Source organism: Methanoregula sp. (assembly GCF_003170075.1).
Lineage (GTDB): Archaea > Halobacteriota > Methanomicrobia > Methanomicrobiales > Methanospirillaceae > Methanoregula.
This window is the reverse complement of sequence record NZ_PMZU01000051.1, coordinates 29,634-50,505: the sequence shown is the minus strand read 5'-3', so window position 1 is coordinate 50,505 and position 20,872 is coordinate 29,634. Positions and strand designations below refer to the sequence as shown.

Genomic DNA, 20,872 nt, shown 5'->3' with positions numbered 1-20,872 from the left:
TATCTAATTCTGCCGTGCGACTGATAAAGGTTGGGGAGGGGGTTCTCCCCCCTTACGCACAAAAAAACGCGCTCAATCACATGGGTTTCCTTGCATCCACACAGATGTTATACGCCAGCTGTGGAAGCCGGCGCTCGATAAAGGGTTCAACCCGCTGCGCGAGATGGAAGAGCGGATCGATCATATCGATATGCGCAAACGAGCACCAGCTGACCCGAACATCGTAAAACCCGGCCTCACAGAAGAGATCATACATCTCATTCTCGTCGTAGTAGTGCTCGCCGAAATCCTTCATCACGACATGCCTGACTCGAATCTTCTCACTGATATGGTAGATGGCCGGGATGCCGGAGGTGAGCAGTTTTTTCCCGAGCGTACAAATCGAGATCGCTCCGCCGGGACGCAGCACCCGGTAGGATTCCCGGAGCATGGCTACTGGATCACGCAGGTAACTGAAGACAAGGATGCTTGAGATCACGTCAAAGGAGTTGTCACGGAACGGGATGGATTCACCGGTTCCGAGAGTGAAATCGCAGCACGCGCAACGGCCCCGTGCCCGCGCTATCATGTTCCTGCTCAGGTCGATACCTACGGCAGTCCCGCCATTATGGAGATATTTCTCGACAAAGAGGCCGGTGCCGCACCCGATATCGAGAAGTGCGCCGCCACTTGACAGGGTGTCCATCACATGACGACTGATATGCGTATGGTAGCACCGCCCGCGCGGGTAATCGTAGTGAGTATCATAGACTTCGGCAATCGCATCGTAGTGCTGCTGGATCTTCTCCTGTTTTGCCGTGCTCATGAGAGGATCTCCTTTACATTGGTTGCAAAGGCATCGATCTGAATATACTCGCTGTTCGCGTGCCCGATGCGGGCATCTGCCTCTGCGAGGGCAAGCGCAAGCTGCGGGTGGTTGTACTCCCGTTGGGCAATAGTCCGGATCTCAAAGAGGACTTCCCGGCCCGAGAGCCCGTAATCGATCATCAGCAACTCGAGCTGGCGAATACCACCCCGCAGGTCTCCTGCCTTCAACAGGTTGAGGGCCGAGGCAGCGACCGTGCCGGTCTCCGACTGTGACAACTCGGCAAGGTTGCTGCACGAGCCGGCTTCAAAAGCGACCTGGAGCATCAGGATTGCCCGTCGCACATCCCCCTGCGCAGCCTCGGCGATCAGCTCGAGGTCGTCGTTTGTGCAGGTGAAATGTGCGCCCTGCTGCTCCCGCTCCCGGATCGCCGCAAGCTGCGCAATAAGCACATCTGATGCAACCGGTGCAAAGAACAGCGGAAGACAGCGCGAGCTGATCGCAGGGATGATCGCACTCTGGTTGGTGGTAGAGAAAACAAAACGGCAGGTGCCGCTGTACTGCTCCATGATCCTACGCAATCCCTGTTGTGCATCGCGGGTGAGGGCATGCGCATCCTCAAAGACCATCAGTTTGAAGTCCGCATCGAGGGAACGCATCGAGGCATACCATTTCAGGATGTACTTAAAGTTCACAATCAGGCTTTGGCCCTTATGGTACAGGTGGGTATACCGCTCGTCCTCTTCAAGCAGTTTTTTCCCCTGTGAAAAAAGGTCGGCGGTCTGGAAGATCGATGTGTTTGCCTCCCAGTTCTCACCATACAGCCGCTCTGCGAAGCACCGGATCGCCGCGCTCTTGCCGGTCCCGTGCGGGCCGGTGAGCATCAGATGCGGGATCGTTCCTGAGGCCGCACATGAGGTAAGAAGCCGAATGACCCGGTCCTGTCCCCGTATATCTTCAAGCCGCGCCGGGCGGTAACGTTCAGTCCAGAGCATGCCAAAGCCTCGCTGCCATCTCATCCCGTGCTTCCTTAAGGAACGAAGGGTTATCCAGCGCCGCGACAAGTGCGCGGCACTCCTCATCCATGAGCGCCTTGCAGGCATCTGCAATCACCGGGAGAGCCCGGGTCACTTCATCCACGACGGTCAGGGTCGCCTTCTTTGCGGTGCGGGAGAGAGGATTGAGATCGATCGAGATCACCTTTTTTCCCATCCCGACAAGCACCTCGCACCGGTCGCCGTCTTCGAGCGGGACGAGCACCACGTCCGCTGAATACATCCCCTCGCGCCGGCAGAAGGCCCGGTCGTGCGAGAGGGGGAGCAGGCGCTCGGCCTCGCCCGAGAAGACATCGGCCCCCGCCTTGCGGAGCAGGGATTCGATCTGCTGCACGCGTTCCGGGGTCCGGTGGAAAAGGTTGACCTCGACAAGTGCACCGCTTGCCTTCTGGAGGAGTGCGATCTCATGCGCTGCAAGAGCGGCGGTGTTGCCGTTCACTGAGATGACCGGGCGACTCGCGGTGCGGAGCAGCGCGGCTGCCGTACGTTCGGCCCTGCGGGCGCTCTCGCTGGTCTTTTCACCGAGCAGGTAATCAAATGCCTCACCGCGCCCGTGAGAGGTAAGACCTTCCCACGAGACGATGCCTTTTCGTGCGCAGTCTGCGAGGTGTTCGCGGGTGACAAGCGACTTGTACCGGGGGTGATCTCTGGGGATCATGCGGTAACCTCCATGATGCGTACACCGGCATCGGCCATGCCCATTTCGTAAACTTCGCCAAACGGACGGAGCACGTCGCGGGCCTGGTTGCCGTATGCAAATACCCCTTCACCAAGCATCGTCATGGCCACCGGAATGTGGTGCCGATCGCATTCGGCAAGCACCTGCTGCACCGCCGGCGTCTCCAGCCCACTTCCAGCCGAAAATTCCCGGCAGCAGGCAAAAAAGTCCGTAAACGTTTCAGGCTGCCGTGCGGGAAATGCCGCTGCCACCCGTGCCATCTGTGGAGGTGAACCGAGCACGTCCGGTGTATGGATCGGGCCGAAACTGACAGCACAGACCGGGGCATCGAGGTCGAAACTGCGAAAGATCGTGCCGTGGATGCCGGGGCCGGTTCTCACCACGCGCCCGCCACCCTGGCACGCGGCGACATCCCCGAGGCCGGTGCGGAAGGTCACCTCTGTCTCGTGGGCCACTTCGGCGATCTCATCGGCCGGCAACCCGAGATCGAGAAGCCGATTTGTAGCAGTGAGCGTGGCAAGCAGCGCTGCTGCCGAGAGGCCAAAGCCGGCGCCGATGGGAAGCCTGCAGACCGTCTCCACCGCGGCGGCGACACCCAGCCGGTCAAGCGCCGAACAGAGTGGGGGGGACGTGCGGGAGACTTCCCGGGGCACTCCTTCCGTAGACCGGATCCGTACAACCACCGATGACCGGCCAGCAGGTCTCACGGTCGCCGTCACCCCCTCGCTTATCACAATACCGGCGCCAATGCTCCCCGTTGTTGCCGGATCGCGCCCGTCAACTCTCCGGAAATACCCGGAGATATGGCCGGGACAGAATGCTGTTACGGATGCAGGTGTCATTGCAGTCTGGTACCTGTCATACATTGTTGGACGTCAGGCTTTTTTAGGAGTTGTGCTCACCGGGGTGTGCGGAGCAGACACCGGTCAGGAGTTATCGGTTTTTCTCATACCCGATAAGATCTCCTGCCAGATCAGAGCAGCAATCTCCTCTTTTGTCCCTGTGACGGGTTTGCCGGTCTTTGTCTTTTTAGTCAGGACCCGGTACGAGCCAGTGGCAGTACCCATACTTTCTGGAGTGTTGGTCACCACCATCCATGCGCCGCGTGCGAGCAGCGCTTTTGCCTCCGGCAGTGGCGTTCTCCCGATCTTAAAAGCGATGACCCTGGTTGTATTTTTCAGGACATTATCGATCAGTTTCGGGAGCGGGAAGAGGTCAAGCGCGACCGGCTTCCCGCTTACGATCTTTCCGTCAACCTTCTTCGGGGCAAAATCCGAGATGGCAGCCGCACTGATATAAATGTCGGGACTCCCTTTTTTCAGATATTTCCTGACAGCTTCGCGCATCTCCCCCGATGTCTCAACCGGCACGTTCTGCACACAGGGAAGGGTATCATTGTGGACAACCGTGACATCGGCACCGAGCCGGTATGCTTCGAGCGCGAGTTCCTGCCCCATCCTGCCGCTCGACCGGGTGGTCAGCACCCGCACGTCGTCCACCGGTTCGCGGCAGGCCCCGCTCGTGACAAGCACCGTTTTCCCGGCAAGCGGTCGGCCGAGAACCACCTGTTCGCACCGGAGTACGATCTCACCGATCTCAGCGATCTTTGCCTTCTCTTCCTCGATCCTCGGGCCGACAAACCCGATACCCCATGATTCAAGGGTTTTGATATTCCGGACAACCGCCGGGTGCCGGTACATGCTGTGGTGCATCGCAGGTACAACAAGTACCGGCATCCCGCTCCCGATCGCCGTAGTCGCAAAGGTCGTGACCGTGGTGTCGTCAATGCCGTACGCGATCTTCCCCATCGTGTTTGCCGTGCAGGGCGCAATGAGCAGGAGCGAAGCGCTCCCGCAATCGCCACAGTAGGTTACATGCTCTACCATGCCCGAAAGCCGGGTGATCGTCCGCCTCCCGCTTGCGTATGTCAGGGCATCGGGATGGATAATCCCCTGCGCCGCTGAACTCATGACCGGTTGGACAATCGCACCTTTCCTGCGCAGCACATGGATCAGTTTTACTGTCTCGACAGCCGCGATGCTCCCGGTCACGCCGATAACGATCTCTTTTCCGGAAAGGGTCTGTACGGTCATGCGAGGGTCACGTCCTGCACGATATGCCATGTGTGCGGGCGGTATTTCTTAACTTTATGTACATGGATGGAGGCAGAAAAACCTGCGCCTTCAATGCAGTTCCGGATCACATCAGTCGCAGCGCCGATGCTATGCACGTGGAGGACACTTCCCGCATGCACGTAAGAAAAGACTGCGGGCAGGATTTTTACGGCATCGAAATGCCCCATGATGACCCGGTCATAGTCGCCGGAAAGGAGCGTGCTGCAGTCCCCGCAGACAGCCTCCACCCGTTCTTCAAGCCCGTTTTCCGCAATGTTGCGTTTCAGGTACTCAAACGCGACCGGGTTTATCTCCATCGCGTGGACCCGGGCCCCGCTTCCCGCCATCGGGATCGTGAAGTAGCCGATACCGGCAAACATGTCTGCCACCCGGCAATCCTTTTGCCCCTCGCGGATGAGCCGGGCCATCCGCATCTTCTCGTCCCGGTTCCCCTGCGCAAACATCACATTTCGGGGATCGAGATGGTAGGTATACCCGCTCTCCCGGTGGCACACCTCCCCGACTTCACCCCAAAGGCACTCCGTTTCCGGGGTGCGTGTCACATCGGTGATCGCTTCGATCCAGAGTATGCCGCGCGGGTGGCGGAAACTAACGATCTCGTCGACTTCCTGCGCAACAGGCCGGGTCCCGTGGATGACCGCCACATCGCCCAGCATGAAAAAACCGCGACCGCTGTACGCGTGCCGGTCCGGAAACTCGCGCTCGAATGAAAATCCTTTCTTCACCGGCACCCATGCCGTTTCCCCTTTCACGTAAGGGCGCCGGGTCACATCGACCCAGTCTGCATCACGGATCGCTGCCAGTTGATCCGTCCTGACTGCCCGCGCTCGCATAATGTCCCGGAATGTTACCTCATCACGACAAGGATGTCCCCGTCGCGGAGTACCTGCACATTCTCCCCGGCAACAATTGTCTGCCACGGCTTTTTTGGGTATTCTTTTGTCACGCCGGTCTCCGGGTCGAGGATGCCCATCATCCCGCCCGCAATATACGCGACAAGCGCCGGTTGTGCATTCCGCGCATTGCCGATCTTCCGGCGGATCTCGTCCTCCTTTATAGAACGGCTCCGGCCCTCGGACAGGTCGAAGACCCGCACATGCCGGGAGTCCGTCTGCTCCACCTCAACGTACACACGGTCAAGTTTGACTACATCATGTCGCTGGTACCGGGGCAGGCGGACAAGGTAGGTGATCCTGAAGATCTGCCGACCGTTTTTCTCGCCGACAAGTTTCGGGTGAGTCGAGTACCGCCCGCCAAACTGCGCGGTTATACCCTGCGCGATTAAGAGGCCGATATGCTGCGAGCCGACCGTGATGTCAAGGCCGTCCCGGTTCTCGGTCATATCGGAGATAAACGAGAGCCGCTCGCCCCCTGCGATGAGGGTGTCCTCAATCTGGGTCGCAATGGTTGCTGCCGACTGCAACTCAAACGGGCTTAAATCGCGCTCGTCCGCACGCACCTGCACGATCCCCTCGTAGTAACTACCGGTGATCCGGTTGCACCGGTCGCACTGCTCCTTGTGCCAGACCAGTTCGACCGTGCAGGTCTTCTCCATGGAAAGCCCGTATAGGGTACCAGTGATCGTGAGGTAGGCCCGGGACCGGTTGGGGCTGATGTTGCGCACTTCCACGGCAATCGAACGTTTCTTCACGTCAGGGTAGAAGTGTACCGCACTCCGTGCAAGGTCGGGCGCAAGCTCCTCCTGATCACGTTCCGTATCCGTCCATGTGTTCACCTGCTTGGTCGCACCGCAGCTGGGGCAGTGGGTGATTGCCACCCGCGTATCGCATACGGCCCACGGGGTATCTGCTGCCCGGCAGCTCATGCAGAGTCCGTCTGTCTCTGAAGGTTTGCCACATTTCGGGCAGAACCGGTCCTGGATTGTCATGGTTTAAAACCTGTAGATCTGGACATGCGGCACACTGCCGACCATAATACAGTCCGCCCGGGCGATAAGTCCCAGTTTTACCGCAACTCCAACCGAGCGTTCACCAATGAGATTGACGTTGTCACCCTTGCTCAGGGCTTCTGTGACTACCGCCTCGTCCACAAGAGTGGTGCCGTAGAAATATTCAGATACGGTTACTTTGAGGTTACCGTCGGTAATGGTCGTATTGAGCAGTTCGCGGTCGCAAACCGCAACCACGTCACCCGTTCCGGGCGACCGGTGGATTTTGAGATACATTGATCAGCTGTTTTGCCGAGCCACCAGATAAAAGATGGGAGCGGGAACAAGGTATGCAGGTGGTGCCGGTTACAGGGTGATCCTGACGCCATACACTTTTTCCGGGGTCTCTGCATGGATGCGCCAGCAGTCCTCCTCGGTGATCTCTCCAGATTCAAGGAGTTTCTTTGTGATCCTCGGGACGGATTTGGGGCCGGTCACGGCACCGGGCCGCGAGTTCTCGTCCATGAAATCGCTCTCCATAGTAAACGGCCGGCGCTCACGCGCAAGGACCGGTACCGCCTCGTGCCGGGCGACAAGCGAGGGGTGGAGCGGTGTCTCGGGCGAACCGTAGTGCTTGACCACGCGCCCGACCGGCATACCGACAGCATCGGCCATCCCCACAACATCGGCGCACGGCCCGCTCTCCGCGTGGATCTGAAGGGCGCACCGGTATCCGGCTGCAAGTTCGAGCGCGTGGGAAAGCACTTCGTTTGATGCCGCAAACACCTCGGGGCTCACCTCGTAATGCGGCCGTCCGCTCTTGAGCGCCACGGCACGGCCGTCCCTGACATAGCCCGCGGCACAGTCAAGCCCGCCTTTCATCACCTCGACCGCTTCGGAAAGCGGCATGCGCTCGGCGAGCCGGCTGATCTCGGCAGGGTGCACGCCGAGAATGGGAAAAACGATAAGCCCGGTTTCCCGGATCATTCCTGCAACCCGGAGCGTCTCGTCAAAGACTTTCACGTAATCGGCACCACAGGTCGGTACGATCCCAAGTGACCACGAAGGTTTCGAGACAAGGAAGATGTGCGTCCCGCCCGCGTGCAGGAAATCCTTTGCCGCTTCGACCCCACGCCCGTTCACCGGATCGAAATGGATATGATCGTCAGTTATCGGAAAGAGGCGCGATCTCATGGCACTCCACGATCCTCATAAGCGGATAACCATTCTCCGGTGCAAGAGCGGCCCGGCAATACGAAAATCCCACCCGGGTCACGATCTCCACATTAAACATCAGACCGGAGAGTTCGCTGTACCCGAATACATTCTTTTTCATTACGGAACGGTCGAGCCTCACCATGATCTCCTCGACAAAAGGCTGGAGGATCACGGCTTTTTCGATGGCCGCTTCCACGCTTCCCGCCGATTCCTGCGAGATGGGTGTCCCGACCCACTGGTGGTAGAGCGCCCCGAGTTTGATCCCGGCTTCGAAGATAGCCTGTTCGCGATCGCTGTACTCACCGTTTCTGTGCCCTTGTTTCATCCCGTTCACCCCGTTAGATCAGCTGGATGATCCCCTGCTTTGGCTCCATGGCCTCGCCATGCCTCAGGAGCATATCGATCCCTTCCCGCACCTTGTCCTGCGCAAAGCCCTTTGAGGCGACTGCCTCGATCACCTGCTCGATGGCAGCGCGCCGTCCCTCGCCGCCGATATCCCGGATCGCATCCTTGATCACCCGGACGATGTCGCGCTTCTCTTTTGATATACCCGTCGCCACCTTGTCGATATCGAAGTTGCCGGTCTTTGCATCGTAGGCAATCTGGCGCAGACAGGCATCCACAATATGAATAACGCGCTCTGCGTCGCCCGCCTCGATCTTGTTCGAAAGCCGGATCCTAGCGCTCGCCTCTGCAAGCCGGACAAGTGCTTCCAGTTGCCGGGCCGTTACCGGGACCGGCTTGTTGGGTTCCGCGATCCCCCTGAGTTTGAGGTAGTAACCGACAAGCGCCTCTTTTGCCTCCGCAGAGAGGATGGGAAAACAGGTGCGCTTGGAGTACGCGACGTACTTCCTGAAAAGCGAGGGTTCGATATCCGGCATGACCGGCTTGAGCTGCTGGTCGATATACTCCTGCGTGACCCCGGGGATCGGCGTCTTTTTGTGCTGGACGATGAGCTCCCCGATGGCGTGCGCCTTGAGGATATGCTCGGCGATTGCCAGGTCCCGTTTCTGCTCCGGCTGGTCGGTCATGATGAATATCAGGTCGAACCGAGAGAGGAGCGACGGGGGCATATTGATCTGGTCGGCGATGTCGCCGTACATGTCGAACCGCCCGTACTTAGGGTTGGCCGCCCCGAGGAGCGCGCACCGGGACTTGAGCGTCGCGGTGATGCCGGCCTTTGCGACGCTGATGGTCTGCTGCTCCATCGCCTCGTGCAGGGCCGAACGGTCTTCCTTCTGCATCTTGTCCATCTCATCGACGGCGGCGATACCCATGTCGGCGAGCACAAGGGCTCCCGCCTCAAGCGTCCAGCGTCCTTCCCCAAACTCATCCTTGACCGCAGTCGCGGTGAGACCGGCGGAGGTCGACGACTGGCCGCTCGTATAGATCGCACGCGGCGAGCACTTTACAACGTAGCGCAACAGCTGGCTCTTTGCGATACCCGGGTCGCCGATCAGGAGCACATGGATATCGCCCCGCAGGTGGGTCCCATCCGGCATCTCCTTTGCGATCCCACCGAAGAGCTGGAGGGTGATTGCCTCTTTGACATCCTCGTTCCCATAGATTGTGGGGGCGATTGAATGGGTGACCATCCGGTAGATCATCGGGTCGCAGGACAGTTTTTTGATCTCATCCTCCGCCTTCTCATCGATCTCGACCTCCTCGAACTCCTTTTCTGCGATCTCGATCGAGTTGCATTCAAGGAAGATATCAAAGACCGTGCTCTTCTCGCCTCTCACGATCCGCTGCATGGAACGGAGAATACCGTTGACGATGACCCGGTCTCCCGGCGCGACCTTGCCCGTGAGATCGTCGGTCACATCGATATCGAGCGTCTGCGGCTGTTCGCCGCCCCGCAGTCCCTCAGGGGATTCCTGCACCCGGAGTTTCTGGGAGTCGACAAAGGTGGAGCGCTTGGGAACCAGATCCAGTTTCTTGAACGTGCAGCCGTCTGTTGCACAGCCCTCCGGTTCGATGAACTTGCCGTACTTCTGGACCTTTCTCGTGAAGTGGCCGGCCGGGCACTTGAAGACCGCGTCCACAATCCGGGGTCGCACCTCGGTGGTCTTCCGCAGGATGCCCTCGACCGAGACAAACATGTTGATATCATCGGAACGGATCTCGCGGATAGCGGTCTTTTTGGGGAGGTTCGTGAACCGGATATTGACGCTCTTTGGCTCTTTTCCGTCCTTCGTGCGGATCAGCTGGTTGTTTTTGATCGCATCCCAGACATCTTCGAGCACCTTGCCGGGGTTCTCCAGCAATTCATCGGCAAGAGTGATACCCGCCTTACCGAACCGCTCGATCTGCCGGTAATCGATTAAAAGCGAGCGCTTGTGCGGGTACAGGCGCGAGATCTCGCCGAGTTCTTTCTTGTACCGGCTTTTGAGAAACCGGCCCCAGTCATCGGTCCGGTCTCCCTGGTGCAGTTCGGGTGCCTTCTCCATATCTGCCTCAACGCTTTTTTGTGCTCGAAAGCACGAACCGGGCGATCAGCGCCTCCATCTGGATGTCGCTGCTTGCCCCCTCAGAGAGCCGGAAATCAGTCTCGCCAAGGGCATCGATCAGTTCTACCTTGAGCGCCCGTTCCATTCCGCGCTTCACGAGCGCCCGGTAGCACTGGTTGATCAGCTCGTTCGGGGCAATCCCCCGCTCATGGAGCAGGTGCATAAGCAAGGATTCGGCCCCGTCAAATTCCCCGGCAAGGGCGAGCCGGAGGAGTTCCTCGATCTCGTCCGGTCGGGCATTGGAAGTGATCGCATAGACCATCGGGGCCTCGATTGTGGTACTAATGATCGCGGCACCCTGCAGGGCGTTGATCGCTTTGCGCATATCTCCCTGCGCGATATAGATCATCGCATCCATCGCATCGGGCGTGACCTTCAGGTGTTCCTTTGCCGCGATCCGGCCAATCTCCTCTTTTACTGCCTGCGGGGCGAGCGGCCGGAACCGGTAGATCGCACACCGGCTCTGGATCGGGTCGATGATCTTCGATGAGTAGTTGCATGAGAGGATGAACCGGCAGGTCTTCGCATAACTCTCCATGGTCCTGCGCAGCGCGGCCTGTGCATCGGTCGTAAGCGCGTCAGCTTCATCCAGGAAAAGGATCTTGAATGTTGCATCCCCGAGGGGAGTCGTGCGGGCGAATTGCTTGATCTGGTTGCGCACCACGTCAATCCCGCGTTCGTCTGATGCATTGAGCTCGCGGAAGTTCATCTGCCAGGACTCGCCAAAGAATTCATGGGCGAGGGTAACAGCTGCGGTTGTCTTTCCCACACCGGCGCTCCCGGTAAAAAGGAGATGAGGGAGGTTACCGGACTTTACGTAGGATGAGAGCCGCTCGACTATCTCGTCCTGCCCGACAATATCCGCAAGTTTTGCCGGCCGGTATTTCTCTATCCAGATGGTGTGGTTTTCGTCCATGCTCAATCATCCCGCTTTGTATTGACTAGATTGTCTTTTGACTATGTTGTTTTTTCCTGCACAAAGTGTCCGGTGCATACGGGGACAATCCTACCCGGCCCGAAAAATGTCCTTTTGCTATCACTAGAATGTAATAATCTTTATCATAAGAGTTTTAAAATTACTTTTCATGATACCGAGCCGAATCCCTCTTGTTTTTCTCCTGCTCCTGTGCCTCATTCTGGTCCCGGCCACGGCAAGCCTGACCAAGGTCGCCAACGATGCTCCGATCTTTATCGGTGAGCGCAACCTAGACCTCACGGCGTGCCTGAACGCGCACACGGTGATCGCATGGTGGCCGGCCGGTTCGGACCGGAGCGGCGAACCGTCAAAGACTTTGACGATCTCCGGAGATGTAACGTCGTTCTATGTTGATCCTGATATTTTCACTGGATATACCGGCACCTGGTATTCCCACGATATCAAACCGGATATCCCGGTCCTTCAGGTATACCAGCCACAGATGGATCTCTCGATCTGGGATGTGGATGCCAATAAGGACATCACCGGCCAGTCAGTTCCGATGTCCGCGAATATCACCTACCATATTGATACGAACCTGTACATGGCGCTTGATTATTCAAAGCGTCCCAACTATAACCCCTCAGACAGTTTCTTTACCGTGAAACTCATGTCTCCCTCCGGGACGAACATTCCCCAGATCTATACCGGGAACCTGGGAGCGTCGACCACCCAGATCATCAACTTTGATAGCAATCCGTTGATCAAGTCCTCACCGTATATCTGGAAAAACGGCCCGGCATGGGATCGAAACGCTAAAAGCACTGACGGGAGCAGCGTTTACCCGACAGGAACCTATACCTTTGAGGTCACGCAGGACCTCAACCATATGAGCAGCAGTTACAATGGCACTGCGGCGTTCGGAACGATCACGAGCGGGGACAAAATAGTCACCTTTATTGCCGACACGTTTACCACCTCCCCGACAGTGCTGCCGTCCCTGACAGCACCGGTTGAAACGGTGGCCACAACAGCAGGAACAACGATGCCGACGCAGCAGGTGACCGTACAACCTAAGGCAACAACCGTCCCGAAAAAGACGACCTATTCCCCGCTGCCCGCGGAAATCGCCCTCATGGGTCTTGGCATCGCGGCACTTGTAATTGCGATGAGACGGAAGTATTAATCATCCAACTCCCTTTTTTTAACAGATGAATCAGAACAGCAGCAAAAGCCGGAAAAATGTGCCGGAGAAAAAAAAGGTCTCGCGAAAAACTGTTGTTGTAATAGGTATCGTGCTTGTCATCTGCATTATAATCGCTGCCGGTGTTGTTCTCCTGCGGCAGGGTCCTCTTGCCCCGGCGACGGCTGCGAATGCCAAGGATCCCTTTACCACGGCGGGTGCATATTATTGTACAAGCGTTGATCTCGCTTATGCCGGGAATTATAATGAGGCACTTCAGAACGCCGATCTTGCTCTTGCACAAAATGTGAGTTCGCTAACTCCAATCATCCAGTCGAACCGTGCGGGGATCCTTGTGGAACTGGGCCGGAACGATGAGGCGATTGACGCGGCAGATGTGGCGATCGATGCGCAGGGGAACCTGACAGCCCTGAAAACTATTGCTTGGTACTGGAAGGCACGCGCACTTCAGGCATTGAACAGGACTGCAGATGCTGCAGCAGCTTTTGCCAATGCATCAGCCCTCGATCCGACACACCAGAATATCCCGGATCATCTATAGATGAACGCAAAACAGTAGTGCTGCATAAACAAATTCATCGGCGTTGAAACAGACACTAAAAATCTATAATGCAATTCTTTTTGAGACCTTCCTCGTTTAAAATTCCTGCGGCATCAGTTGTGTAGTCACAAATCCCGGCCGTTTATCAACGCCTATACCTTGAATACCTCTCTTTTGCAAATAATAATCACAATCATGGAAGGTTCAGCGCGGGTATTTGCCGGAGATTTTTCCGGCTCGACACTTTCAGTGCCGGCTGATGAGGCAGGAAGCCCTGCATGGGTCGTGACCCCGGGTGGGGCGTGGTGCCGGTCGCTGTACCTCTGCGGAGCGCTCACCGAGGTCGTGGAGATCACCGATGTGCTGCACTGCCGGGTGGCCGACCCGACCGGGGCACTCGATATTGTTTCCGGCGGGAGGCGGGCCGCGATCACGGAGCAGATCCGCGCAATCCCGGTGCCCTCCTTTATCGCGGTTACCGGTACCGCCCAGCTGTACCGCAGGAATGGCAGCGATGCGGTCTCGATCCGACCCGAGTTTATTCAGGTGATCGACCGGGCCATCCGCGACCGTTGGATCACGGTCACCGCTGATATGACATTTGCCCGGCTTGAACTGCTGCTTGCCGCACTCGATGGGAGCACCGGAGACACGCGGGCATGCAGTGTCGTCCGGCACTACGGGATCACCCGGGAACGGCTCCGCGGCATGGCCTCAATGATCGAAGGTGCACTTGACAGTGTCCGCACTGCTCCAGCGGCACCCCCGGCTGCAGAGGCCGACATCAGCGCTATTGTCATGGAGATCATCCGCGCAAAAAGCGGCCCCCGGGGTGTGGCCGTGCGGGACGTGATCGATGAGGCGGGCGCCGGGGGATATACAGAAGACGCCGTGCTTGCCGCGGTAAGGACGCTTGTCGCAAACGACGACTGTTACCAGCCCCAGAAAGGATACATCAAACCGCTATGAAACTGGAGTTTGTAAAGGATGGCCCGGCGCTTGTTATCGAGAACACCGAGCGCCTGCTCATCGTTGCCGACCTCCACTTCGGGATCGAAGCCGATCTCGCCGCACACGGTATACATTTCAGGAGCCACACAAAAGAGCGCCTTGCCCGGCTCATGCAGACAATTGACGCGACAGAGCCGGACCGGCTTGTCCTTCTGGGGGACATCAAGCACAGTATCCCTTCGCTCACCAGGCAGGAATGGGCAGAGATCCCGGGCATTCTCGATACGATCCGGCGCCGCATCCCGATCCTTGTCTTCCCGGGAAACCACGACATCGGCATTGAACGGTTCCTCAAGATAGGTGAACTCCAGCAAAAAGAGGGTGCGGTCATCGATGACGTCGCATACTTTCACGGCCACACATACCCGGCCCCGGATCTCGGCGGCCATCTGATTGTCACCGGCCACCACCATCCGCAGGTCAGCCTGCACGATGAGGTGGGCTGTTCCCTTCAGGCACCGGCATACCTGCGGGTGGCCATCGATACAAAGGCGCTCGGCCTCAAAACACCGAGCAGCGCCGGCCCCACACCTGCCCGGGCGCTTTTGGTGCCTGCGTTCAACGAGATTGCCGGCTATGATATCATAAAGATCGCCCGCGACCCGTTCTCTCCGATCTCGCGGTGCATGAAGCAGGACGACGCGGAGATCATCCTTGCCGACGGGACGTACATCGGCCCGCTCGCGATGCTGCTGAATGACGCTGCGGATGAGGTGAAAGGAGGTGGCGGTCGTGGTGTTTGAGCTGCTTGACAACCATGTCCGTGAGTGTATCAAAAAGCGGGGCTTTACCCGGCTCTCCCTTGCGCAGGAACAGGCGATCCCCCTTATCCTTGCTAAGAAAAACCTCATCCTGATCGCGCCAACCGGTACCGGCAAGACCGAGAGCGCGATGTTCCCGGTCTTTGATGCGCTCCTCAAAATGCCAGCCGGGGGAGGATTCAAGGCAATCTATGTTACGCCCTTACGTTCCCTCAACCGGGATATTCTCGCGCGGATGGAATGGTGGTGCCATGAACTGGGCCTGACCGTGGGTGTCCGGCATGGGGATACCCCCATGGGCGAGCGGCGGAAGCAGGCGCTCTCGCCGCCCGACCTGCTCATTACGACCCCGGAAACGCTCCAGGCGCTTTTCATGGGAAAGCGCCTCCGCAAGCATCTCGAGCACGTGCAGTTCGTGATCATCGATGAGATCCATGAGATGGCCGGGAGCAAGCGGGGGGCACAGCTCGCGGTCGCGCTCGAACGCCTTGCGGAGTATGCCGGGGAATTCCAGCGCATCGGGCTCTCTGCGACGGTCGGGAACCCGGAGACGATCGGCCGGTTCCTCTGCGGGGAGCGGCCCTGTGAAATTGTGCAGGTCCCGGTAGCAAAACAACTGGATATTACCGTCAGTTTTGTCGGCGACAACTTCAAGCACCAGGTGCAGGCACTCGAACGTGCGCTCGACCGGGAAGGCTCGACGCTCGTCTTTGTCAACACCCGGGTAACCGCCGAGGCGCTTGGCCATGCCCTGTATGCCCGGGGCGATGTGGAGGTGCACCACGGCTCGCTCTCAAAGGAGATCCGGATCGATGCCGAGGAGCGGTTCAAGAAGGGCGAGATCCGCACCCTCATCTGCACGTCGTCCATGGAACTCGGGATCGATATCGGCAGGGTCGACCACGTGATCCAGTTCGGCTCTCCCCGCGAGGTCGCCCGGCTGGTACAACGGGTCGGCCGGGCCGGTCACCAGCTCAACACCATCTCACGCGGCACGATCCTTGCCACCGGCTTTGACGATCTTTTAGAGTCGCTTGTGATCGCCCGGCGGGCAAAGGCAAACGAGATCGAGCCGGTGGTTCCTGACACGAATGCGGGTGACATACTCGCCAACCAGATCGCGGCAATGGCCGTGGAGTACGGCGAAATCGAACGGTCCCGGATCCGGAAGATCGTGGAGCGCACCTCCCTTTTTGCCGGGTGCGGCACACTCCTTGACGATGTCTGCATCCAGCTCGAAGAGCACCGGCTCATCAGGATCGATGGCAGCCGGATCGTCACGACCGCCCGGGCCCGGCGCTACCTTTCGGGCAACCTCTCGATGATCCACGATGAGCGCAAGATCCCGATCTTCGACATGGTCTCGCGCCGGACCGTGGGGACGCTGGACGAATCGTTTGTTGTCGGCTGGGTGCACACCGGTGCGGTCTTCATCACCAAGGGCCAGCTCTGGCGGGTGCTGGAGATGAGCGACGGCCGGCTCACGGTCGAACCGGCAAAAAAAGCGATCGGCGAACTCCCGTCATGGGAGGGGGAGCAGATCCCGGTCCCATTTGCGGTCGCACGGGAGGTCGGGGCGATCCGGCGTGAACGCACCACGGGGAACTATACAAAAGAGAAAGAGAGCATCGCGTTTGCCGCCCACATCCTTTCCGAGATGGAGAAGAACCGGTGCAGGATCCCGACCGACCGGCTCATCACCTTCGAGAACATCGATGATGGCGTGGTCTGCAATGTCTGCGCCGGCCACAAGGCAAACGAGGCCCTGGGCCGCGTGCTGTCGATCCTGATCTCCGCACGGTATGGGACAACGGTCGGGATCGAACTGGATGCGTACCGGATCCTGCTGCGCCTGCCCTCCGCGATCCGGGCAGCGGATGTCCGGGAGTTCCTGTTGTCCCTTGAACCCGCCCACATGCCCGGCATCCTCAAACTTGCCCTCAAGCGCACGGCGCTTTTCAAATGGAAACTGGTGCAGATCGCAAAGAAATTCGGGGCGATCGACCCGGATGCGGACTACGAGAAGATCAGCATCCAGCGCCTGCTCGACTATTTCGACAACACGGTCGTCCAGCAGGAAGCATACCGCGAGCTGTTGTCCGGTTATATGGACGTAGATGCCGCAGCGCAGATTGTCGGCATGATAAAAGAGGGCACCATCGAAGTCGCCATCGGCCCCCATTCGATCATCGGGGCGGACGGCATCCTCTCCTCCCACGACCAGATCCCGCCGCCGACCGCAGATCAGGCCGTGCTTGCAACCCTGAAACGACGGCTTGAACAGGACGAGGTCGTACTTGCCTGCATGAACTGCCGGAACTGGAAGAGCCGCACGGTCGTCTCGCGGGTGCCAGACTTACCCCAATGCCCGAAGTGCGGCGCCCGACTGATTGCCGCGCTCAAACCGTATGAGGCGGATGCCTACGCGGTCGTTGTTTCAAAAAAGAAGAAAACTGAAGAGGAGCGAGTCATCGAGCAGCGCCTGCTCAGGAATGCCAATATCGTACTTTCAAGCGGGAAAAAAGCAGTGGTAGCACTCTCGGCACGGGGCGTCGGACCTGAGAACGCGTCCCGTATCCTTGCGACGCTCGCGGACGGCGACGCATTCTACCGCGAGATCCTCAAAGCAGAGCGGAACTTCATCCAGACGCACCGGTACTGGGCGTAACTTTTCCCTGCAATTCCCGAAGAAGGCCATGAAAACTTCCCGTTATAAAGAAACGCTTTTATTTGAAATGTGCAGTATAACGGGAGGTCTGCCCAGGATATGGTGCAGGAATGAGGAGCGTGAATTTCTTTGGGTAATAAGTAAAAAAAAAGATCGTGGTGCGGGTACGATACCGACACCCGTATTACATAATGCTTTCAAGTTTCTGTTCGAGGAAATCGAGGCCCTTCTTGATATCTTCGACGGTTTTCCCACCGGTCAGAATGATTTTTCCGGAAGAGAAGAGGAGCGCGACAATCTTTGGATCCTTGATACGGTATACAAGGCCCGGGAACTGCTCGGGTTCGTACTCGATATTTTCGAGATTGAGGGTGACAACGACCTTATTGAGGTTGATGTACTTGCCGATATCATAGGAACAGACGATATTGGTAACCGCAACCCTAGGAACTTTGAGCGTGTCGACACCGGCTTCCTTGAGGGACTTGATAATGATCGCAAGCCCGTCTTTTAATGCCTTGTCGTCACGGATACCGGTGAGCACTACCTTCCCCGACGAAAAGATCAGGGATGCAATTTTCGGTTTCTCGATACGGTAGACCGCCCCGGGGAACCTTTTCGTATTGAGATCGCAGCCCTTGATCTTGCTAGATACATCGTTGAGATCAATGGACTCGGCGATAACTCCGGAAGCCACGATATTCTCAATTTTCAATGAATCGTACCGTTTGTCAGCCATCCTGTATACTATGCAGTCTGTCCAATCATAATACTAATGGAGAATCTTTATGGTCTAATCTGTATCCTCTGACGGGGAATGGTAGGGTGAACGGCAAAAATCGATCGTTGTGCAGAGTGATTTTTGTGTGACTAAAAGACAGATTAAAATGGAAATACCCTCAATATTCTCGCAATAATCAGGCTGATTCTATGGGTGAAGACCAGCATAACATGGAAAATTACGAACAAGTGAAGGCAACATTCTCAATCGAGGTTCCCAAGTACTTCAACTTCGGTTTTGATGTCGTAGATGCCTGGGCAAAAAAAGACCGAAACAAGCTTGCCATGATCTGGGCAAATCAGCAGGGTGAGGAAAAGAAGTTCAGCTTCCTCGACATGTCCAACCTCTCCAACCAGGCAGCAAACGTGCTCCTGAAGTACGGGATCAACAAAGGCGACCGGGTCCTCATCATGCTTCCCCGGATTCCCGAGTGGTGGATCTTCGTTGTCGCGCTCATCAAGCTTGGCGCGGTCTTTTGCCCCTGCCCGACCATGCTCACCCCACGAGACATAAAATACCGGGTCAACAAGGGCAAATTCCGGATGGTCATTACCAATCTTGAAAATTCGAGCAAGGTCAAGGAGATTTGCAACGAGTGCCCGACGCTCACCTGCCGGTTTGTTGTCGATGGTGAACTCGAAGGCTGGGCAAGCTGGCCCTACGAGCTGCTCTACCCGGCGCCGGTTTCGCACCATTCCGTAAGCATCCCGGACCAGCAGCGCACGAAAAACACCGACCCGATGCTGATCTATTTTACCTCCGGCACCGTGGGGGAGCCAAAGATGGTGCTCCACAACCACGCCCACCCGCTCGGCCAGATCGTCACCGCCCGGTTCTGGCAGGACATTCGGCACAACGACCTGCACTTCACGGTCACTGATACCGGCTGGGCAAAATGCGGGTGGGGTAAGATCTTCGGCCAGTGGATCGAAGGCGCCTGCCTCTTTGTGTACAACTTTGTCGGGAAATTCAACGCGACCGAGATACTCCCGCTCCTTGAGAGATACCAGATTACGACGTTCTGCTGCCCGCCTACAATCTACCGGATGCTGATCCTTGCCGATCTCGATAAGTTCGATCTCTCCTCACTGCGCCACTGTACGAGTGCGGGCGAACCCCTCAACCCGGAGGTGATCCGGGTCTGGAAGGCAGGCACCGGCCTTACTATCCACGAAGGCTACGGCCAGAGCGAGACGTGCTGCTGCGTCGCCGCGTTCCCGTGCCTTGAGGTAAAACCCGGCTCAATGGGGAAACCCTCGCCCGGCTGGAATGTTGAAATCCATGACGATGCGGGAAAACCGGTCGGCGTCCGCGAGGAGGGACGAATAGCGATCTCCTGCAACCCCCCGCCACCCGGCCTTCTTGTGGAGTACATTGATAACCCCGAAGAGAACAAAAAATCATTTATGAACGGCTGGTATTACACGGGAGACAAGGCGTACAAGGACGAGGACGGTTACTTCTGGTTCATCGGCCGCGACGATGATGTGATCAAATCGTCCGGCTACCGGATCGGGCCGTTCGAGGTTGAGAGCGCGCTCATCGAACACCCGGCCGTGCAGGAAGCAGCAGTCGTGGGCGCACCGGACCGGATCAGGGGCCTGATCGTCAAGGCATTTGTCGTCTTAAATAAGGGCTACGAGCCGTCAGAAACGTTGGTAAAAGAGATCAAGTCCTACGTGAAACGCACCACGGCGCCGTACAAGTATCCGAGAGAAATCGAATTTGTCACCGAACTCCCAAAGACCCATTCCGGCAAGATACGGAGGGCCGAACTGCGCGAGAAGGAACTGCGGAAGTACCGGGAATTCAAGTAATCCGGTGGCAGGCCGACCAGGGTCAACGCACCCTGATTGGATTATTCACAGAGGCAGGCAGGGAGATTCACGTTCCTGTTTTTCCGGCCCGCATGCGTTTTTTGTCCGGAAATATTTCCGCTGCCTGATTTTTGTTTGCTAAAAATACCGGTCTGCGTTATTCGGCCGAAAAAATTTCGAACAAAAAGATTTCCCGGACAACCTGACACCAGTGATCCACGCCCGACCGTGTTTCCAACGCTAACTGCACCCAGCCCGGACATGCATGTTCTGGCTCCACAGTTTCAAACCCGAAATTTTTGGCCCATAAAAGTTTTAGTTTCAAAAATTTACAGCACAAAAATTTTAACCGCAAAACTTCCCGGTTATAAAAATTTCATGCCGAAGATTTTCCCAGCCGTAAACTTCCAGACCGAAAAAAACCGACCTTATAATTTTTACAGGGTCCGGGTGCCGAAGGGACCGGTCATACAACAACGCGGACTTGTGACAGGTCTCCAACGGTACAATACGGGAAACCCGTGAGATTTTCCGGATTTTGCCATGATCGATCGGAGATTTTCAGGCACGAAAACTTTTGCATCGGAAAATTTTCCGTTTGAACTTTTTTACGGGCAAAATGTCCGGGGCCGTTTCAGATTTCCAGCGCAGGAAAATAACCGACCATGTGCTCAATCGCGAACACGTGCACAACCAATTTTTGCTCCGCGCGATCTGGTGCACCGGTTTCAGGAACGCACACGAACCCACCTGCATGTCAGGACCCTCCCTGCTATTTCCTGCCAAGCACCCAGAGTTGCCTCACTGACATTTTTGTTCGGAGCAAGGCCTGTTGCAGGGTGGTACACTGATCCCTGTATCGTACATTCATGAGAGAAACTGG

General features: G+C 57.3%; 19 protein-coding genes. 6 read left to right on the top strand and 13 right to left on the bottom strand.

Going from position 1 to position 20,872, the window contains the following annotated elements; genetic code table 11:
- Positions 1-76: 76 nt before the first annotated feature.
- The 12 genes from QZN75_RS06550 to QZN75_RS06495 form a co-directional block, all read right to left on the bottom strand.
- Entirely contained in the window at positions 77-805 is a 729-nt protein-coding gene (locus QZN75_RS06550; protein ID WP_292426343.1) for a class I SAM-dependent methyltransferase, read from the bottom strand.
- Positions 802-1,824, bottom strand: coding sequence for an AAA family ATPase (locus QZN75_RS06545; RefSeq protein ID WP_366652803.1), 1,023 nt, complete (start codon positions 1,822-1,824; stop codon positions 802-804). The genes QZN75_RS06550 and QZN75_RS06545 overlap by 4 nt, the downstream gene beginning before the upstream one ends.
- The gene (locus tag QZN75_RS06540) at positions 1,787-2,518 is read right to left on the bottom strand and encodes a 4-phosphopantoate--beta-alanine ligase (RefSeq protein ID WP_292426340.1); all 732 of its coding nucleotides are present in this window, start codon (positions 2,516-2,518) and stop codon (positions 1,787-1,789) included. The genes QZN75_RS06545 and QZN75_RS06540 overlap by 38 nt, the downstream gene beginning before the upstream one ends.
- Complete coding sequence (locus QZN75_RS06535) at positions 2,515-3,381, bottom strand: pantoate kinase (RefSeq protein WP_292426337.1); 867 nt, start codon at positions 3,379-3,381, stop codon at positions 2,515-2,517. The genes QZN75_RS06540 and QZN75_RS06535 overlap by 4 nt, the downstream gene beginning before the upstream one ends.
- Before the next feature lie 84 nt (positions 3,382-3,465).
- Positions 3,466-4,632 carry a bifunctional phosphopantothenoylcysteine decarboxylase/phosphopantothenate--cysteine ligase CoaBC gene (gene coaBC, locus QZN75_RS06530; RefSeq protein WP_292426334.1) on the bottom strand — a complete coding sequence of 389 codons (1,167 nt, stop codon included), beginning with the start codon at positions 4,630-4,632 and terminating at the stop codon, positions 3,466-3,468.
- Positions 4,629-5,507, bottom strand: coding sequence for a class I SAM-dependent methyltransferase family protein (locus QZN75_RS06525; protein ID WP_292426331.1), 879 nt, complete (start codon positions 5,505-5,507; stop codon positions 4,629-4,631). Before QZN75_RS06525 ends, coaBC begins: the two co-directional genes overlap by 4 nt.
- A 14-nt stretch (positions 5,508-5,521) precedes the next feature.
- The gene (locus tag QZN75_RS06520) at positions 5,522-6,562 is read right to left on the bottom strand and encodes a 60S ribosomal export protein NMD3 (protein ID WP_292426328.1); all 1,041 of its coding nucleotides are present in this window, start codon (positions 6,560-6,562) and stop codon (positions 5,522-5,524) included.
- Positions 6,563-6,565: 3 nt separating this feature from the next.
- Entirely contained in the window at positions 6,566-6,859 is a 294-nt protein-coding gene (locus tag QZN75_RS06515) for a DUF424 domain-containing protein (RefSeq protein ID WP_292426326.1), read from the bottom strand.
- A 69-nt stretch (positions 6,860-6,928) separates the two neighbouring features.
- Complete coding sequence (locus QZN75_RS06510; protein ID WP_292426324.1) at positions 6,929-7,756, bottom strand: TatD family hydrolase; 828 nt, start codon at positions 7,754-7,756, stop codon at positions 6,929-6,931.
- Positions 7,728-8,105 (bottom strand): dihydroneopterin aldolase family protein, encoded by a 378-nt coding sequence (locus QZN75_RS06505; protein WP_292426322.1) that lies wholly within the window; start codon positions 8,103-8,105, stop codon positions 7,728-7,730. The genes QZN75_RS06510 and QZN75_RS06505 overlap by 29 nt, the downstream gene beginning before the upstream one ends.
- A 13-nt stretch (positions 8,106-8,118) precedes the next feature.
- A complete protein-coding gene (locus QZN75_RS06500) occupies positions 8,119-10,230 on the bottom strand; it encodes a minichromosome maintenance protein MCM (protein ID WP_292426319.1) in 2,112 nt (703 codons plus the stop codon).
- Between the two features lie 7 nt (positions 10,231-10,237).
- Positions 10,238-11,206: a replication factor C small subunit gene (locus QZN75_RS06495; protein ID WP_292426316.1), complete on the bottom strand. Its 969-nt coding sequence runs from the start codon at positions 11,204-11,206 to the stop codon at positions 10,238-10,240.
- A gap of 169 nt (positions 11,207-11,375) precedes the next feature.
- Here QZN75_RS06495 and QZN75_RS06490 point away from each other — a divergent pair, with 169 nt between their 5' ends.
- The 5 genes from QZN75_RS06490 to QZN75_RS06470 all read left to right on the top strand — a co-directional run bounded on the left by QZN75_RS06490 (position 11,376) and on the right by QZN75_RS06470 (position 17,391).
- A complete protein-coding gene (locus QZN75_RS06490) occupies positions 11,376-12,392 on the top strand; it encodes a DUF3821 domain-containing protein (protein WP_292426314.1) in 1,017 nt (338 codons plus the stop codon).
- 25 nt (positions 12,393-12,417) lie between these two features.
- Positions 12,418-12,951, top strand: coding sequence for a hypothetical protein (locus QZN75_RS06485; RefSeq protein WP_292426310.1), 534 nt, complete (start codon positions 12,418-12,420; stop codon positions 12,949-12,951).
- A 195-nt stretch (positions 12,952-13,146) separates the two neighbouring features.
- Positions 13,147-13,920: a hypothetical protein gene (locus QZN75_RS06480; protein WP_292426309.1), complete on the top strand. Its 774-nt coding sequence runs from the start codon at positions 13,147-13,149 to the stop codon at positions 13,918-13,920.
- A complete protein-coding gene (locus QZN75_RS06475; RefSeq protein WP_292426307.1) occupies positions 13,917-14,705 on the top strand; it encodes a metallophosphoesterase in 789 nt (262 codons plus the stop codon). Before QZN75_RS06480 ends, QZN75_RS06475 begins: the two co-directional genes overlap by 4 nt.
- Positions 14,686-17,391, top strand: coding sequence for a DEAD/DEAH box helicase (locus QZN75_RS06470; RefSeq protein ID WP_292426303.1), 2,706 nt, complete (start codon positions 14,686-14,688; stop codon positions 17,389-17,391). Before QZN75_RS06475 ends, QZN75_RS06470 begins: the two co-directional genes overlap by 20 nt.
- Before the next feature lie 184 nt (positions 17,392-17,575).
- Here the strand turns inward: QZN75_RS06470 and QZN75_RS06465 are convergent, their stop codons facing one another.
- On the bottom strand, positions 17,576-18,130 hold the full coding sequence (locus QZN75_RS06465) for a TATA-box-binding protein (protein ID WP_292426300.1): 555 nt from the start codon (positions 18,128-18,130) through the stop codon (positions 17,576-17,578).
- A gap of 191 nt (positions 18,131-18,321) precedes the next feature.
- Here QZN75_RS06465 and QZN75_RS06460 point away from each other — a divergent pair, with 191 nt between their 5' ends.
- On the top strand, positions 18,322-19,989 hold the full coding sequence (locus QZN75_RS06460) for an AMP-binding protein (RefSeq protein ID WP_292426296.1): 1,668 nt from the start codon (positions 18,322-18,324) through the stop codon (positions 19,987-19,989).
- Positions 19,990-20,872: the final 883 nt, after the last annotated feature.

What these genes read in the sequence shown, in the direction of transcription:
- QZN75_RS06550 (WP_292426343.1), bottom strand. Translation starts at nt 805, where the DNA reads ATGAGCACGGCAAAACAGGAGAAGATCCAGCAGCACTACGATGCGATT.
- QZN75_RS06545 (WP_366652803.1), bottom strand. Translation starts at nt 1,824, where the DNA reads ATGAGATGGCAGCGAGGCTTTGGCATGCTCTGGACTGAACGTTACCGC.
- QZN75_RS06540 (WP_292426340.1), bottom strand. Translation starts at nt 2,518, where the DNA reads ATGATCCCCAGAGATCACCCCCGGTACAAGTCGCTTGTCACCCGCGAA.
- QZN75_RS06535 (WP_292426337.1), bottom strand. Translation starts at nt 3,381, where the DNA reads ATGACACCTGCATCCGTAACAGCATTCTGTCCCGGCCATATCTCCGGG.
- coaBC (WP_292426334.1), bottom strand. Translation starts at nt 4,632, where the DNA reads ATGACCGTACAGACCCTTTCCGGAAAAGAGATCGTTATCGGCGTGACC.
- QZN75_RS06525 (WP_292426331.1), bottom strand. Translation starts at nt 5,507, where the DNA reads ATGCGAGCGCGGGCAGTCAGGACGGATCAACTGGCAGCGATCCGTGAT.
- QZN75_RS06520 (WP_292426328.1), bottom strand. Translation starts at nt 6,562, where the DNA reads ATGACAATCCAGGACCGGTTCTGCCCGAAATGTGGCAAACCTTCAGAG.
- QZN75_RS06515 (WP_292426326.1), bottom strand. Translation starts at nt 6,859, where the DNA reads ATGTATCTCAAAATCCACCGGTCGCCCGGAACGGGTGACGTGGTTGCG.
- QZN75_RS06510 (WP_292426324.1), bottom strand. Translation starts at nt 7,756, where the DNA reads ATGAGATCGCGCCTCTTTCCGATAACTGACGATCATATCCATTTCGAT.
- QZN75_RS06505 (WP_292426322.1), bottom strand. Translation starts at nt 8,105, where the DNA reads ATGAAACAAGGGCACAGAAACGGTGAGTACAGCGATCGCGAACAGGCT.
- QZN75_RS06500 (WP_292426319.1), bottom strand. Translation starts at nt 10,230, where the DNA reads ATGGAGAAGGCACCCGAACTGCACCAGGGAGACCGGACCGATGACTGG.
- QZN75_RS06495 (WP_292426316.1), bottom strand. Translation starts at nt 11,206, where the DNA reads ATGGACGAAAACCACACCATCTGGATAGAGAAATACCGGCCGGCAAAA.
- QZN75_RS06490 (WP_292426314.1), top strand. Translation starts at nt 11,376, where the DNA reads ATGATACCGAGCCGAATCCCTCTTGTTTTTCTCCTGCTCCTGTGCCTC.
- QZN75_RS06485 (WP_292426310.1), top strand. Translation starts at nt 12,418, where the DNA reads ATGAATCAGAACAGCAGCAAAAGCCGGAAAAATGTGCCGGAGAAAAAA.
- QZN75_RS06480 (WP_292426309.1), top strand. Translation starts at nt 13,147, where the DNA reads ATGGAAGGTTCAGCGCGGGTATTTGCCGGAGATTTTTCCGGCTCGACA.
- QZN75_RS06475 (WP_292426307.1), top strand. Translation starts at nt 13,917, where the DNA reads ATGAAACTGGAGTTTGTAAAGGATGGCCCGGCGCTTGTTATCGAGAAC.
- QZN75_RS06465 (WP_292426300.1), bottom strand. Translation starts at nt 18,130, where the DNA reads ATGGCTGACAAACGGTACGATTCATTGAAAATTGAGAATATCGTGGCT.
- QZN75_RS06460 (WP_292426296.1), top strand. Translation starts at nt 18,322, where the DNA reads ATGGGTGAAGACCAGCATAACATGGAAAATTACGAACAAGTGAAGGCA.